Consider the following 14,141-nt stretch of genomic DNA (forward strand, 5'->3'; position numbering starts at 1 on the left):
TCCTAAGACGACCCGATCACCAGCTGCCCCAGCGCCAGGCCACCGTCGTTCGGCGGCAGCAGCCGCGGTCGCAGCGTGGTGAAGCCCTGTTCCGCCAGGTCACGAACGGCCATCGCGACCAGCAGCGCGTTCTGGAACACCCCGCCGCCGAGCGCCACCACGTCGATCCCGGTCTGCTCCCGGGCGCGCTCGGCGAGCGCCACGATCAGCGCGGCCACCCCGGCGTGGAACCGGGCGGCGATCTCCGGCGACGGCACTCCGCCGAGAACATCACGCGCGATCTGGCGGATCACCGGGCCGGCGTCGGCGACATCCGGTCCGTCGTGACTCACGCACAATTCGAAGCCGTACGGGTGCTCGAGTCCCGTCTTCGCCAGGCGCGCCTGGCCTTCCAGCACGATCGCGGCCTCCGCCTCGTACTCCACCGTGTGCCGGACCCCCGCCAGCGACGACACCGCGTCGAACAACCGCCCCATGCTCGAGGTCGGCACACACCCGGCGCCGCTGCCGAAATGCCGGGCGAGCAGGGCACGCTCGGCGGGCGGGCAGACCACCACGGCCGGGAGCTCCGGGTGCCAGGCCACGCCGGCGGCGTGCAGATGCGCGAGAGCCATCCGGTACGGCCGGAGCACGCTCGCGTCACCGCCGGCCAGCGGGACGTACGCCAGCCGGGCCGCCCGCCGATACGACTTGTACCCGGCGATGAGCAGCTCGCCGCCCCAGACCGCGCCGTCCGGGCCGTAGCCGGTGCCGTCGAACGCGATCCCGATGACCCGCTCGTCCGGCCCGAGCCCGTGCTCGGCCATGACCGAGGCGACGTGCGCGTGGTGGTGCTGCACCCGCCGTACCGGCCGCCCGTCCGCGTGCTGTCGCGCCCACTCGCCCGACCGGTAGCCCGGATGCAGATCGGCCACCACCACCTCGGGCCGCACCCCGGTCAGCTCCTCGAGGTGCCGCTCGGTGGCGGTCAGCGCGTCGATCGTGGACAGGTCGTCCATGTCGCCGACGTGCTGGCTCAGCCACGCGTACCGGCCGCTCGCCACCGCGCACGTGTTCTTGAGATCGGCCCCCACCGCCAGGACCGGCCCGACCCCGAACGGCAGCGCGATGGGCAGCGGCGCGTACCCCCGGGACCGCCGCACGGGCAGCTCGGCCCCCGCGACGTACCGGCTGACCGAGTCGTCGCAGGGCACCCGGATCGCCCGGTCGTGCCGCAGCCACGCGTCCACCATCGGCGCCAGCTTCGCCAGCGCCTCCTCGTCGCCGGTGACGATCGGCTCGCCGGAGAGGTTGCCCGACGTCATGACCAGCGCGTCCGGCCCCGGCGGGTCGCCCGCGAGCCCGAAGAGCAGCACGTGCAGCGGCGTATAGGGCAGCATCAGCCCGAGATCGGGATTGTCCGGCGCGACCTCGTCGGCGACCCCGAACCCGTCCCGCCGCGGCACCAGCACGATCGGCCGGCGAACGTCGGCGAGCAGCCGCTCCTCGTCCGGGGTGAGCACGGCCAGCTCCCGCGCCGTCTCGATGCCGGCCACCATCACCGCGAACGGCTTGCCCCCACGCCGCTTGCGCCGCCGCAGCTCCGCGACGGCCTCGGCGTTCCGGGCGTCGCACGCGAGGTGATAGCCGCCGAGCCCCTTGACCGCGACGATCTTCCCGTCCGCCAGCAGCCGCCGCGCTTCCGCGACCGCGTCGCTCTGCTCACCGATGCGCGCGGCTGTGCCGTCGCTCTGCTCACCGATACGCGCGGCTGTGCCGTCGCTCTGCTCACCGATACGCGCGGCTGTGCCATCGCTCTGCTCACCGATACGCGCGGGCCGGCGGATCAGCTCCAGCGTCGGGCCGCAGGACGGGCACGCGATCGGCTGCGCGTGGAAGCGCCGGTCGGCCGGGTCGGCATACTCCGCCGCGCACGCCGGGCACATCGGGAACGCCGCCATCGTCGTGGCCGCCCGGTCGTAGGGGAGCGCGGTGATGATGGTGAAGCGCGGCCCGCAGTTCGTGCACGTGATGAACGGGTGCCGGTATCGCCGGTCGGCCGGGTCGGTCAGCTCGCGCAGGCAGTCGGCGCAGATCGCGACGTCCGGGGAGGCCAGCGTCCGCGACCGGGCGCCGCCCCGGGACGACTCGATGGTGAAGCCGGTGCCGCCGGTGAGCGGCAGCTCCTCCTCGCCGACGTCCAGCACCATGGCCAGCGGGGGCGACTCGGTGCGCAGCCGGATCCCGTACTCGTGCACCGCCTCGGCCTCGCCCTCCACCTCGACCACCACGCCGTCCGCCGTGTTGGCCACCGACCCGGAGAGCGCGAGCGCCGACGCCGTCGCGTAGGCGAACGGCCGGAACCCGACGCCCTGCACGAGCCCCAGCACCGTGAACCGGCGCCGCACCCGCCGCGCCCGGCCGACCAGCTCGAGGCCGCTCATCGCGCGGGCCGCCTCCCGGGCGTCGATCACCTCGACCGCGAAGCCGAGGTGGATGAGGACCCACGCGCCCGGGTCCGGCGGCTCGTCGAGCATGCCGATGTTGACCTGCCGCTTGGCGCCCTCGACGTCGACCAGCGCGAGCTGTCCCGCGAAGCCGTCGACGACCTCGACGACCTGCCCGGGGATGCCGAGGCACATCTCAAGACCCCTCGGACTCGGCGGTGGCCTGTGCCGTGGCGGCCTGTGCGGTGGCGGCCTGTGCGGTGGCGGCCTTGTCGGCAGCCGGTGCGGCGGACTGGGCGGTCACGGCCTTCAGGAAGGCGGCTCTCGCGGCTTCGGTCCGCGCGGCCACGGCCTCTTCGCTGTTGTCGACCGGCGGAAGTTCCGGGAGGATGCGGTCCACCAGCGTGCGCACGGCGGCCATCGCGGCCGGGACGGCCGCCTCCACCCGGGGGGTCAGGCCGATCTCCTCGACCACCCCGTCGACCCGGACCCCGATCACGTACGTCCGCGGCATCTCCCCGCCGAGCCGTTCCACGTTGCCGAGCACCGCCCCCGGGCTCATCGCGTGGGCGTCGAAGCCGACCGGCTCGATGTCACCGGGACCGACCTCGAGCACGACCAGCTCGCCCGGCGTGCCCCCGTCCAGTGGCAGCGCGTCCACGATGATCAGCCGGTCGACGCCGTAGAGGATGTCGTAGGCCAGGTGCACGCCGCGGATGCCGTAGTCGTAGTACCGCACACGGTCGGGCGGCGGCCCCTCGGCGTTGAGCCGCCTGATCACCTCGGGGGCGAAGCCGTCGTCGCCGAGGAACAGGTTGCCGATGCCGGCTACGAGGATGCTCACATCGACCGAATCTTGAGATAGCGCTGGATGTCGGGCAGCGATGCGACAACCAGCGTGGCGGCGTAGGCGGCCGCCGCGGCGGCGGCGATCGTGGTCAGGGCGCCGATGAGTTTCAGCATGCATCCCCCTCGGTGATGGACTCGGTGATGGGTTCGAGCTCGTCGGGTGCGAAGTAGAAGTACCGGCCGTACCAGTCGTGCAGGTCGGCCGCCGGATCGTCGGCCAGCACCAGGGCCACGTACGTCTCGCCGTCCACATCGGAGACGACCGCGGTCACCCGGGCCTTCTGCCCGGCGAAGAACAGGTCCTGGGCGTCGGCCCGGCGGTTCGGATGGACCCGCACGAGGCTGCCCTTGCCGACCCGCACCCCGGCGATCAGCACGGAGTCCGGTCCCGGCTCGTCGGCGGCCGGGTCCCACCAGGGCGTGTCGTCCAGCCGCGTGCCGTGCAGGCTCTGCAGCTCGCCCGGCGAGAGCCGGTCGCACCGGTCGACGATCGCCCCCGCCCGCGCGTCGGTGGCCCGGGCCTCGGCCTTCTCGTCGTCCGTCATCGTCATGACCCGCAGCGTCAGGATCTCGTCGATCTCGGTGGCGTCGAACAGGGCGCCCCGGCTCTGCTCGGCGACGGCCGGGTGGTCGTACAGGATGATCGGCGCACCCAGCAGGAGCCGATCGGATCCGGCAAGCACCGGCCAGCAGCGTTCCGGCCGGCAGCGTGCGGCGGCGCCGGCGGCTTCGGGCGGCGGATCCTGCATCGAGACGAAGGTGGCGTCGTGTGCCTCGACGAGCAGGTGTGTGCCCAGCAGCGAATGCCGGAGGGCGTCGTCCTTGCTGGTCACGGTGTCCGGATGCGTGTTCGTCACCGAGATCGTGAGGCGCAGGAGGTCACCGTCGGCTTCGGTCGCCACGCGCACCCGAGCGCTGAGTGGCCATCGACGGCGCCTGACGTGCGGCTCCTCAGCGGTGCCACCCGCGACTTCCGTGCCACCCGCGACGGCGACCGGGAAATCCGACTCATCGCTCAGGGCCGCCTCGAACGTCAGCTCGTGCTCGACCGCCTCGTCCCAGCTCAGCAGCGTCTCCCCGGGCAACTCCAGCGACTCGACCGGATGTCCGGCGGCGTCCTCGACCTGACGGGACTGAAGCTGGAGGAAGCGCAGGTGGATCGTGACGCTCCCGGCGCGTACGGACGGAAGCAGCAGGCACCGCATCACCATGGCCGGGGATTCCGCGAAGGCCGGCGAGGTCGCCGCAGGCGGACCGAGCACGCCGAACTGCCACCGCGACCGGTTCTTGGCCGCGCTCGCGCGATAGGGATAGAGCAGATATCCCTCGTAGAGCACCGCATCGGCGACCGCCCGGGCCGCCTCGACGGTCACGGCGCCGTCCGTCTCGCGGCCTCGAGCAGCCGCTGCATGGTCTCGTCCCAGCTGATCAGATCGTGCCGGGCGCGGAAGGCCGCGAGGTCGTCCAGGACGTCCGAGCTGACCCGCAGCCAGCCCGAGTTCGGGAAGAACGCGTCGATCATGTCGCGCCACACCGAGACCGGCAGGCCGTAGCGCGCCTCGCATGCCCACGGCACCTGCTCGACCTCGAAGCCGCCGGCCCCCTTCGTGAAGATGGTGCCGGAGAAGAGCAGATTCAGCGGCACCTCACCGCCGTTCAACGCGTGCAGGTAGCGGGTGCCGACCACTTCGAGGTCGTACGTGCAGGGCAGCGCCAGCTCGGTCTCCGTCGACCCGGTGAAGCCCTGCACGGTCGCGTTCGCCTGCATCCACTGGAACGACTTGAGCGTGTCGCCCCACCGGCCGCGCTCGCCGAACAGCCCGCGCAGCGCGTCCTCCTCGCCCGCGTCGTACCGGCGGCGCTGCGGCTCGATGCGCACCTGACTGCGGAGCGCGATCGCGTGCACTTGCCGGCCGGTGGTCTCGGCGATCCGCAGCCGGCAGGTGAGCTGGGGGGACGCGGCGTACGGCTCGGCCACGATGTCGAGGACGGTGAAGGCGTACGCGCTCACGACGCCCTCGCCCGGATCCGCTCGAAGAACTCGGCCACCGCGGCATGCGCCTCCTGGCCGCCGTCGAAGCCCCGCCAGAGCGTGCGAAGGCGCCCGATCAGCTCGTAGCAGGCGTCGATCGGAACGATGTAGGAGGGTTCGCCACGCCGGACGAGAAGCGCCTCCACATCGGGGCGCAGGTCGATGTCGCCGCCTGTGGATTGTGGCTCGGAATTGTCGTATGCGGGTGGTGGAGTAGCGCCCACCCGGAACAGGGTGGGGGAGGCGGCGGACTCCGCGGACAAGAAGTCCAATTCGGATTCGGTGGCGCCGGCCGGGCCCGGGTAGAGCAGCACCATCCGGCCGAGCGCCGAATTGTGGAACAGGAAGGCCAAGCCGACCGGGATCTGCAGCTCCTCCCACGCACGCTCGTCGAAGACGGTGCCGAGCGCCGCATACCGATCGGGGACGGCCCGGTATCGCAGGTGGGCGTGCTCGTCGGTGAAGAGCAGGTAGCACGGACGGCAGGCGCACAACAGCTGCCGGCTCTGCAGGTCGACCACGTGGCCGTGCGCCGGATCGATCTCGACCGTGCACATCTCGCAGCGTTCGACCGCGGCCTTCGCCGGCCGGCGGACGACCCGGCGCAGGGTGGCGAGGGCGTCGCTCATGACGCCGGCCGGGTGAACAGGGCCGAAACGGGAATCAGCGGCTTGGGCGCCTCGATCTCGACGGCGGTTATCTCGGGGGCGACCGCCTCGATCAGCTGCTCCAGGCCGTGCGGGCGGCGACCCCGCAGCCGGCACACGCCGCCCTCGGTCACCTCGATCAGCTCGACCCCGGTGCCGCGCAGGGCCAGGCCGATCCGGGTCGGCGCGTCGTGCGGGTGCAGGCCGTGCACCAGCAGCAGGCCGGCGACCAGCTCGTCGGCGGCCAGCGCGTCCAGCACCTCGTCGGTCAGGGCGCCGCGCTCGTGCAGCAGCTCGAGCATCCGTTCCAGCCCGGCGCCGTAGAGGTCGGCGACGGTCCGGACCAGCTCCTCGCCGGCGGACGGGTCGGTCGCGGCCAGGAGAACGTCGATGCGGGCGGCGTACTCCCGCCAGTCGGTGCCGGCCACTCAAGCCCCAGCGGACTGCGTGGGGCTGTGCATCAGGTTGAGCTGACGGCCGCCACCGAGGTACATGTGGACTCCGCACGGCAGGCACGGGTCGAAGCTGCGCACCGTACGCATGATGTCGATGCCCTTGAAGTTGTCCCGGTCGTTCTCCTCGAAGATCGGCTGACCCTGGACGGCGTCCTCGTACGGGCCCGGCGTGCCGAAGCTGTCGCGCGGGTTCGCGTTCCACGGCGTCGGCGGGTACGGGTGATAGTTCGCGATCTTCCCGTCCCGGATGACCATGTGATGCGACAGCACGCCCCGCACCGCCTCGGTGAAGCCGCACCCGATGCCCTCCTCCGGCACCTCGAACGGCTCCCACGTCTTGGTGCGCCCCGCCCGGATCTCCTCCAGCGCCTTCTCCGCGAAGTGCAGCGCGCACCCGGCCGCGTACGCCTGGAAGTAGGTCCGCGCCCGGTTCCGCTCGATGGTGTTGCTCCACCGCGGGATCTTCCACTCCAGCTCGACCGGCCCCTTCAAGGCCGTCTTCGGCAGGTTGATCTTCACCGACGAGCCGGTCGACCGGACGTAGCCGATGTCGACCAGGCCGGCCAGCGCCGTCGCCCACAGCCGGGCCAGCGGGCCGCCGCCGGTGTCGAGCGCGAGGTAGTCCGTCCCGTCGTACCAGCGTGGCGACATCACCCAGCTGTACTTGCCGTCGAGGTCGCGCTTCTGCGGGCGCGGGTTGGTGTGCTGGTTCCACGGGTGCCGCCGGTCGACCGGGTTGCCCAGGGGATCCCGCGAGACGAACATCTCCTGGTCGGCCCAGTCCTCGTAGTAGGAGGAGCCGAGCAGGATCCGGATGCCGAGGTTGATCTCGACGAGGTCGGTCGTGATCAGGTTGCCGTCGACGACGATGCCGGGGGTCACGTACATCTTGCGACCCCAGTCGGTCATGTCCGCGTACTTGAAGTTGCAGGACGCGGGGTCCTGGAATGATCCCCAGCAGCCGAGCAGGACGCGCCGGTTGCCGACCTCTTCGTAGCCGGGCAGCGCCGCGTAGAAGAAGTCGAACAGGTCGTCGTGCATCGGGACGACCTTCTTCATGAACTCGACGTAGCGCATCAGCCGGGTCAGGTAGTCGGTCATCAGCTGGATCGTGGCGACCGTGCCGACGCCGCCCGGGTAGAGCGTCGACGGGTGGACGTGCCGGCCCTCCATCAGGCAGAACATCTCCCGCGTCATCCGGCTGACCTGCAGCGCCTCGCGGTAGAACTCGCCCGTGAACGGGTTGAGCGAACGCATGATGTCGCCGATGGTGCGGTAGCCGTGCCGGTCGGCCTGGGGCGCCTCGGTGCGGTTCGCCTGCTCGAGCACGCCGGGGTTGGTCTCGGCGACCATCTTCTCGCAGTAGTCCACCCCGACCAGGTTCTCCTGGAAGATGTTGTGGTCGAACATGTACTCGGCGGCCTCGCCCAGGTTCACGATCCATTCGCCCAGGTGCGGGGGCTTCACCCCGTACGCCATGTTCTGCGCGTAGCAGGAGCAGGTCGCGTGGTTGTCGCCGCAGATGCCGCAGATGCGGCTGGTGATGAAGTGCGCGTCCCGCGGGTCCTTGCCCTTCATGAAGATGGAGTAGCCGCGGAAGATCGAGCTGGTGCTCTTGCACTCGGCCACGGTCTTGCCGGCGAAGTCGATCTTCGTGTAGATGCCGAGGCTGCCGACGATCCGGGTGATCGGATCCCATGACATTTCCACTAACTCGGTCATGCCGAGACCTTTCGGCGCCACTTGGGCTCGCGGTCGAGGGTGTGCGTGGTGATGGCACGCAGACGCCGGATGGCGGTGCCGTAGAAGCCGACGGCGGTAGTGGAGAACCGGCCGCCGGGCGGCTCGTCCATGAACGGCATGAACTTGTCGGGGAAGCCGGGCATCGTGCAGCCGATGCAGATGCCGCCCACGTTCGGGCAGCCGCCGACGCCGTTGAGCCAGCCGCGCTTGGGCACGTTGCACTTCACCACCGGACCCCAGCAGCCGAGCTTGACGATGCACTTCGGTGACCCGTACGCGGTGGCGAAGTCGGCCTCCTCGTAGTAGCCGGCCCGGTCGCAGCCCTCGTGCACGGTCGCGCCGAACAGCCAGGCCGGCCGCAGCGCGTCGTCGAGCGGGATCATCGGAGCCTGGCCGGTCGCCTGGTAGAGCAGGTAGGTGAGCGTCTCGGCCAGGTTGTCGGGCTGGATCGGGCAGCCCGGCACGCAGACGATCGGCAGGCCGGCCTTCGACTTCCACTCCCAGCCCAGGTAGTCGGGCACGCCCATGGCGCCGGTCGGGTTGCCGGCCATCGCGTGGATGCCGCCGTACGTCGCGCAGGTGCCGACCGCCACGATCGCGGTGGCCTTGGGCGCGAGCCGATCGAGCCACTCACTCGTCGTGATCGGCTGGCCGGTCGACGGGTCGGTGCCGAACCCCGACCAGTAGCCCTCGGCGTGCCGCGACTCGTTCGGGATCGAGCCCTCGACCACGAGCACGAACGGCTCGAGCTCGCCGCGGTCGGCCTTGAAGAACCACTCCAGGAAGTCGTCGGCGCCGCCGGCCGGGCCGCACTCGAAGTCGATGAGCGGCCAGTGCACGGCGATGCGCGGCAGCCCCGGCAGCGCGCCGAGCGCGATCTCCTCGATGCTCGGCTGGGTGGCCGCCGTCAGCGCGACCGAGTCTCCGTCGCAGCTGAGGCCCGCATTGATCCACAAGACATGGATGAGGGGATCGTCTGGCATGGAAGACCCGTCTCTCCGGGGTCGTCCATGACCCCTGGCGGCAATGGGTCGACGCTCGGCCCGTACGTGTGAGGCAGGTAACACCTTAGCCCTGCGCCGTGTGACAATGTCAATCCGTTCCGTAGATCACCACCTATCCGGGTGCGCGTGATGGGCCAGGGCTGATGCACGAGCTGGCGATAGCCGAGAGCATCGTGGACGCGGTGTGCGAGAAGGCCGGCGACCGCCGGGTGCACCGTGTCACCGTCCGTATCGGAGCGTTGACGGCGGTGGTGCCGGCGGCCATGCGTTTCTGCTTCGACCTGGCCGTCGAGGGGACCGTCGCCGACGGCGCCCGGCTGGAGATCGAGGAACGGGCCGGCGCCGCCCGCTGCCGGTCATGCGGCGCGGCGGTGTGCCTGACCGACCCGATCCTGCTCTGCCCGTGCGGGAGCGCCGACCTCGACGTCACGGCCGGCCGGGAACTGCAGATCGTCTCGATGGAGGTGGGCTGAGATGTGCGCGACCTGCGGGTGCGGGCACGACCACGCGCATGCGCACCAGGAGATCACTCTCGAGCAGAAGGTGCTGGCCCGGAACGACGAGCTGGCCGCGGCCAACCGGGAGCTCCTCGCCGCGCGCGGGATCGACGCGATCAACCTGATGAGCTCGCCCGGCTCGGGCAAGACCACGCTGCTCGAGCGCACGATCCGCGAGCTGCCCGGGCCGGTGGCGGTCGTCGAGGGCGATCAGGAGACGAGGCTGGACGCCGAGCGCATCCGCCGCACCGGCTGCCCGGTGGTGCAGGTCAACACGGGCGCCGGCTGCCACCTCGACGCGGCCATGTTGCGGGACGCGGTCGAGCGCTTGGCGCCCGCGCGGGACTGCCTGCTCTTCGTCGAGAATGTGGGGAACCTGGTCTGCCCGGCGTTGTTCGACTTGGGGGAGCGGGGGAGGGTCGTGGTCATCTCGGTGACCGAGGGCACCGATAAACCACTGAAATATCCATACATGTTCGCTGCTGCCGATCTGGTGGTGGTCAATAAGATCGATCTGATGCCGTACGTGGACTTCGATCTCGCCGCCTGCCGGGAGCACGTGGCTTCGGTGAACCCCAAGGCGGAGCTGGTGTCGTTGTCGGCGACCCGCGGGGACAACATGGGCGCCTGGTACGAATGGTTGCGGGCTAGCTGACCGCCGACCGCTGCCACACCGGGCGGAGCTCGGCGCCGCCGGTCGTGCGCAGCACGCGCAGCACCCGGTCGGCGCGCAGGTAACTGGCGATCTCCGCGGTGACGTCGTGCAGGGTGGCCAGCGGCGTCACCACCACCGGCAGCCGGCCGGCGTCCAGCAGCCGCTCGACGACGGCCGCGTCGCGCAGCAGGTCGCCGTGCCGGTGGCGCACCCGGATCGACACCACCTCCTGCCGGGGGAGCCGGATGCGGAGCTCGGCCACCATGGTGTGCTGCACCGAGCGGGCGCTCGAGCCGAAGACGACCAGGAGCCCGTCGTCCACGGCCAGGTGGGCCAGCTCGGCCACCACCGTCTCGGGGTGCCAGGCGGCGTCGCTCTCCCGGACCGCGGCGACGGTCACCGTCTGCCGGGCCTGCTCGGCCCACCAGCCCGCCTCGGGCTCGCGGACCACCAGGGGAACATGCGGGGCACGACGGGTCGAGGTGCCCCCGGAGCACTCCATGGGCGTCGCCAGCGCTCTTCGCGTCGTGAGTCGTTGCCAGAGCAAAGCTGTCCCACCTCTTGAGTCGTCGCTGACCGGCGCATCGGGAGTCACGCCATGTAGCCGGTTGTGTCCGGTGTGGTGACCAGGCTGCACGAGCCCCGGCGGTGGGCACCAGACCCGCTTCTGTCCGCCCAGTTGTGGATCGGTCCGGCGTTCGGCCGATCAAGTGGAGGCCCAGGTCAGGGGCGCGATTGGACAGTTGTGTCCGGTCCTGCGGAACGACCGGGGGAACAGCCGCCGCTACCGGGTGATGGCATGGGGCAAGGGGTGTCAATGCGTCGCGACCCGCAGCGTGAAGCCCCGCAGGGTGCGGATCAGGGGTGCATAGCCGGGCGCCTCGGCGGCGTCCGTGGCCGGCGCCTCCATGAACGGCATGAACTTGTCCGGGAAGCCGGGCATCGTGCAGGCGATGCAGATGCCGCCGACGTTCGGGCAGCCGCCGACGCCGTTGATCCAGCCGCGCTTGGCCACGTTGCACCGGACGACCTGACCCCAGCAGCCGACCTTCACCAGGCAGTTGGTCGAGCCGTACCCGCTGGCGAAGTCGCTCTGGTCGTAATAGGACGCCCGATCGCACCCGGCGTGCACGGTCGACTCGAACAGCCACCGCGGCCGCAGGGACTCGTCCAGGGCGAGCTCCGGCGCCTGCCCGCCGACCTGGTAGAGCAGCTGCAGGATGGTCTCGGCGAGATTGTCCGGATGGGTGGGGCAGCCCGGCACGCAGACGATCGGCAGGCCGGCCTTCGACCGCCAGTCCCAGCCCAGGTAGTCGGGCACGCCCATGGCGCCGGTCGGGTTGCCGGCCATCGCGTGCACCCCGCCGTACGCCGCGCAGGTGCCCACCGCCATCACCGCGGTGGCCTTGGGCGCGAGCCGGTCCAGCCACTCCCCGGCCGAGATCGGCTGCCCGGTCTCCGGGTCGTTGCCGAACCCCGACCAGTAGCCCTCGGCCTTGTTGGTCTCGTCCGGCACCGAGCCCTCGACGATCAGGATGAACGGATCGAGCTCGCCCCCGGCCGCGCGGTGCCACCAGTCGATGAAGCTGCCGGAACCGCCGTCGGGGCCGCTGTCGAAGTCGAAGTAGGGCCAGTGCATCGCGATCGGCGGCAGACCCGGCAGGGCCCCCGCGACGATCTCCTCGATGCTGGGCTGGGTCGCGGCGGTCAGCGCCACCGACTCGCCGTCGCAGCTCAGACCGCCGTTCATCCACAGGATGTGCAGGACCTGGTCCATCGCGCGCACTCTATGCCGCCCGGCGGGGAGCCGAAAGACCCTCGTCACTCGATCGGGGGTGGCCGGTCACCGTAAGCTGACCGCATGCAGGAGAACGTCGAGATTCTGCCGGTCGAGGTGGTCGCGCAGGCGTTCCCGGCGCGCCCGGCCGCGCTTCCCGACGTCCGCGACTTCGTCCGCCGGCAGCTCACCGGCTCCACCGTCTCCGACGAGGACATCCGCATCCTCGGCGAGCGGGTGGCCGAGGTGCTGCTGGAGGGGGCCGGCGAGGCCGGCACCATCCAGGTGTCGCTGCGCATCTTCCCGGACGCGGCCGAGGTCGACGTGCTGTTCGCGCCCGAGTCCCGGAACGCGCGCATCCCGGCGCCGGCCTCGCCCGCGGCCCGGCCGGTCGCCGTGCCGGTCTCGCCGGGCGCGCCGGCGGCGGTGCAGTCGTTCGCGGCCTGGCTGCAGGGACGGCTGCGCGAGGAGGGGCTGACCATGGAGGCCGCCGCCCGCCGGCTCGACGTGTCGACCAAGACGGTCGGGCGCTGGGTGGCCGGCAGCACCGAGCCCCGGCTACGCGACCTCTATCGCATCCGGGAGGCGTTCGGGGAGCCGTTCCCCTGATGGAGACGCCCTATCTGCTCGTCGACGTCGACGTCGCGGTCGCGCAGTACCGGAAGATCGCGGCCGCCTTCACCGGCACACCGGTCTACTACGCGATCAAGGCCAACCCCGAGCCGCTCCTGCTGCGCGAGCTGGTCGCGGCCGGGTGCCACTTCGACGTGGCCGGCCGCAACGAGGTCGACCTCTGCCTGGCCGCGGGCGCTTCGGCGGATCGGCTGTCGTTCGGCAACACCATCAAGAAGGCCGAGGACATCGCGTACGCGTACCGGCAAGGGGTCCGGATCTTCGCTTTCGACAGCCTCGGTGAGCTGCAGAAGCTCGTGGCCAACGCGCCCGGCGCCACGGTGATCTGCCGGGTGCTCGCCTCGAGCAAGGGCGCGCTGTGGCCGCTGAGCCGCAAGTTCGGCTGCGCGCCCGAGATGGCGATCGATCTCATCCGGTACGCGGCACGCCACGGGCTCGATCCGGCGGGCGTGTGCTTCCACGTGGGTTCGCAGCAGCTCGACCCCGGCCGCTGGGAGCCGAGCATCGCCGAGGCGGCCGTCCTGTTCGGCCGCCTGCGGGAGGAGGGCATCCCGCTGCGGCTGCTCAACTGCGGCGGTGGGTTCCCGGTGGACTATCTGGCGCCGGCTCAACCCATCGAGGCGTACGCGTCGGCGATCGCGACCGCGGTCGACCGGCACTTCCCGGTCCATCGCCCCGACCTGATGATCGAGCCGGGCCGGTACATCGCGGCCCCCTGCGGCGTCCTGCACACCGAGGTCGTCCTGGTCTCGCGCAAGTCCTACGCGGACGAGCCGCGCTGGGTCTACCTCGACGTCGGCCGGTTCGGCGGCCTGGCCGAGACCGAGGACGAGGCCATCCAATACCGGCTCAGCACACCGCACGACGGCGCGCCGACCGCGCCGGTGATCCTGGCCGGGCCGACCTGCGACAGCGTCGACATCCTCTACCAGAACGCGCGCTACGAGCTGCCGCTCGCCCTCCGCCCCGGCGACCTCGTGCAGATACACGGCACCGGCGCCTATACCGCCACATATGCGTCCGTGAGCTTCAATGGTTTTCCACCCTTACGGACTATCGTGGTCCCCCCACGCCTCCGCTGAACGGTCGATTCCACCTAGGTCTATCCGTCAATCACGATGTGCGGACCCCGACCGGAGATCGAGGTGCGCGCATGACTCTGCTGCTGTACGCGGTGGTCGCGGTGCTGCTCGCGGGCGGGCTCGCCGTCGCGCACCGGCAGTCGTCCGGCCGGCGCGACCCGATCCTGCACGACGGCTGCATCTGGTGCCCGTCCTGCCGCACGACGGGCTCGCGGACCGTCCCGAACGACGCCTGCCCGACCTGCCGTGGCGCCGGCCAGATCCGGCTCGACGCGAATGAATACCTCAATGCCCCGTATGTCCGTGGCATCGACCACCCGGAGTTGAACAACTGGTAAGCG

General features: G+C 71.1%; 16 protein-coding genes. 5 read left to right on the forward strand and 11 right to left on the reverse strand.

Annotated elements, in window-relative coordinates; all coding sequences use genetic code 11:
• Window positions 1-2: 2 nt before the first annotated feature.
• From hypF to ACQP2F_RS06290, 9 genes are read right to left on the reverse strand one after another with little or no spacing between them, the layout of a single operon-like run.
• Window positions 3-2,621, reverse strand: a complete 2,619-nt coding sequence (gene hypF / locus ACQP2F_RS06250) for a carbamoyltransferase HypF (RefSeq protein WP_433301493.1) — start codon at window positions 2,619-2,621, stop codon at window positions 3-5.
• 1 nt (window position 2,622) lies between these two features.
• On the reverse strand, window positions 2,623-3,270 hold the full coding sequence (locus ACQP2F_RS06255; protein ID WP_433301495.1) for a hydrogenase maturation protease: 648 nt from the start codon (window positions 3,268-3,270) through the stop codon (window positions 2,623-2,625).
• The gene (locus ACQP2F_RS06260) at window positions 3,267-3,389 is read right to left on the reverse strand and encodes a DUF6893 family small protein (RefSeq protein WP_433301497.1); all 123 of its coding nucleotides are present in this window, start codon (window positions 3,387-3,389) and stop codon (window positions 3,267-3,269) included. The genes ACQP2F_RS06255 and ACQP2F_RS06260 overlap by 4 nt, the downstream gene beginning before the upstream one ends.
• Window positions 3,383-4,648, reverse strand: a complete 1,266-nt coding sequence (locus tag ACQP2F_RS06265; protein ID WP_433301499.1) for a hypothetical protein — start codon at window positions 4,646-4,648, stop codon at window positions 3,383-3,385. Before ACQP2F_RS06265 ends, ACQP2F_RS06260 begins: the two co-directional genes overlap by 7 nt.
• Window positions 4,645-5,286, reverse strand: coding sequence for a DUF6084 family protein (locus tag ACQP2F_RS06270; RefSeq protein WP_433301500.1), 642 nt, complete (start codon window positions 5,284-5,286; stop codon window positions 4,645-4,647). The genes ACQP2F_RS06265 and ACQP2F_RS06270 overlap by 4 nt, the downstream gene beginning before the upstream one ends.
• Window positions 5,283-5,936 carry a DUF5947 family protein gene (locus tag ACQP2F_RS06275; protein WP_433301502.1) on the reverse strand — a complete coding sequence of 218 codons (654 nt, stop codon included), beginning with the start codon at window positions 5,934-5,936 and terminating at the stop codon, window positions 5,283-5,285. Before ACQP2F_RS06275 ends, ACQP2F_RS06270 begins: the two co-directional genes overlap by 4 nt.
• Complete coding sequence (locus ACQP2F_RS06280; RefSeq protein ID WP_433301504.1) at window positions 5,933-6,382, reverse strand: hypothetical protein; 450 nt, start codon at window positions 6,380-6,382, stop codon at window positions 5,933-5,935. Before ACQP2F_RS06280 ends, ACQP2F_RS06275 begins: the two co-directional genes overlap by 4 nt.
• Window positions 6,383-8,131 carry a nickel-dependent hydrogenase large subunit gene (locus ACQP2F_RS06285; protein WP_433301506.1) on the reverse strand — a complete coding sequence of 583 codons (1,749 nt, stop codon included), beginning with the start codon at window positions 8,129-8,131 and terminating at the stop codon, window positions 6,383-6,385. It lies immediately after the preceding gene.
• Window positions 8,128-9,135 (reverse strand): hydrogenase expression protein HypE, encoded by a 1,008-nt coding sequence (locus tag ACQP2F_RS06290; protein ID WP_433301508.1) that lies wholly within the window; start codon window positions 9,133-9,135, stop codon window positions 8,128-8,130. Before ACQP2F_RS06290 ends, ACQP2F_RS06285 begins: the two co-directional genes overlap by 4 nt.
• A gap of 164 nt (window positions 9,136-9,299) precedes the next feature.
• On the opposite strand from ACQP2F_RS06290, the gene ACQP2F_RS06295 reads away from it, so the two are divergent.
• Together ACQP2F_RS06295 and hypB are read left to right on the forward strand one after the other, a co-directional pair.
• Entirely contained in the window at window positions 9,300-9,629 is a 330-nt protein-coding gene (locus ACQP2F_RS06295; RefSeq protein WP_433301510.1) for a hydrogenase maturation nickel metallochaperone HypA, read from the forward strand.
• A 1-nt stretch (window position 9,630) separates the two neighbouring features.
• Window positions 9,631-10,308, forward strand: a complete 678-nt coding sequence (gene hypB, locus ACQP2F_RS06300) for a hydrogenase nickel incorporation protein HypB (RefSeq protein ID WP_433301511.1) — start codon at window positions 9,631-9,633, stop codon at window positions 10,306-10,308.
• Here hypB and ACQP2F_RS06305 read toward each other — a convergent pair.
• A complete protein-coding gene (locus tag ACQP2F_RS06305; protein ID WP_433301513.1) occupies window positions 10,301-10,759 on the reverse strand; it encodes a hypothetical protein in 459 nt (152 codons plus the stop codon). The two genes, hypB and ACQP2F_RS06305, sit on opposite strands and share 8 nt — an antisense overlap.
• 363 nt (window positions 10,760-11,122) lie before the next feature.
• Entirely contained in the window at window positions 11,123-12,085 is a 963-nt protein-coding gene (locus ACQP2F_RS06310; RefSeq protein WP_433301515.1) for a hydrogenase expression protein HypE, read from the reverse strand.
• An 84-nt stretch (window positions 12,086-12,169) separates the two neighbouring features.
• On the opposite strand from ACQP2F_RS06310, the gene ACQP2F_RS06315 reads away from it, so the two are divergent.
• From ACQP2F_RS06315 to ACQP2F_RS06325, 3 genes are all read left to right on the forward strand, one after another.
• On the forward strand, window positions 12,170-12,694 hold the full coding sequence (locus tag ACQP2F_RS06315; protein ID WP_433301517.1) for a helix-turn-helix domain-containing protein: 525 nt from the start codon (window positions 12,170-12,172) through the stop codon (window positions 12,692-12,694).
• Window positions 12,694-13,800, forward strand: coding sequence for a type III PLP-dependent enzyme (locus tag ACQP2F_RS06320; RefSeq protein ID WP_433301519.1), 1,107 nt, complete (start codon window positions 12,694-12,696; stop codon window positions 13,798-13,800). Before ACQP2F_RS06315 ends, ACQP2F_RS06320 begins: the two co-directional genes overlap by 1 nt.
• A 71-nt stretch (window positions 13,801-13,871) precedes the next feature.
• Entirely contained in the window at window positions 13,872-14,138 is a 267-nt protein-coding gene (locus ACQP2F_RS06325) for a hypothetical protein (protein ID WP_433301521.1), read from the forward strand.
• Window positions 14,139-14,141: the final 3 nt, after the last annotated feature.

This window comes from Actinoplanes sp. CA-030573 (genome assembly GCF_050951115.1).
Taxonomy (GTDB): domain Bacteria; phylum Actinomycetota; class Actinomycetes; order Mycobacteriales; family Micromonosporaceae; genus Actinoplanes.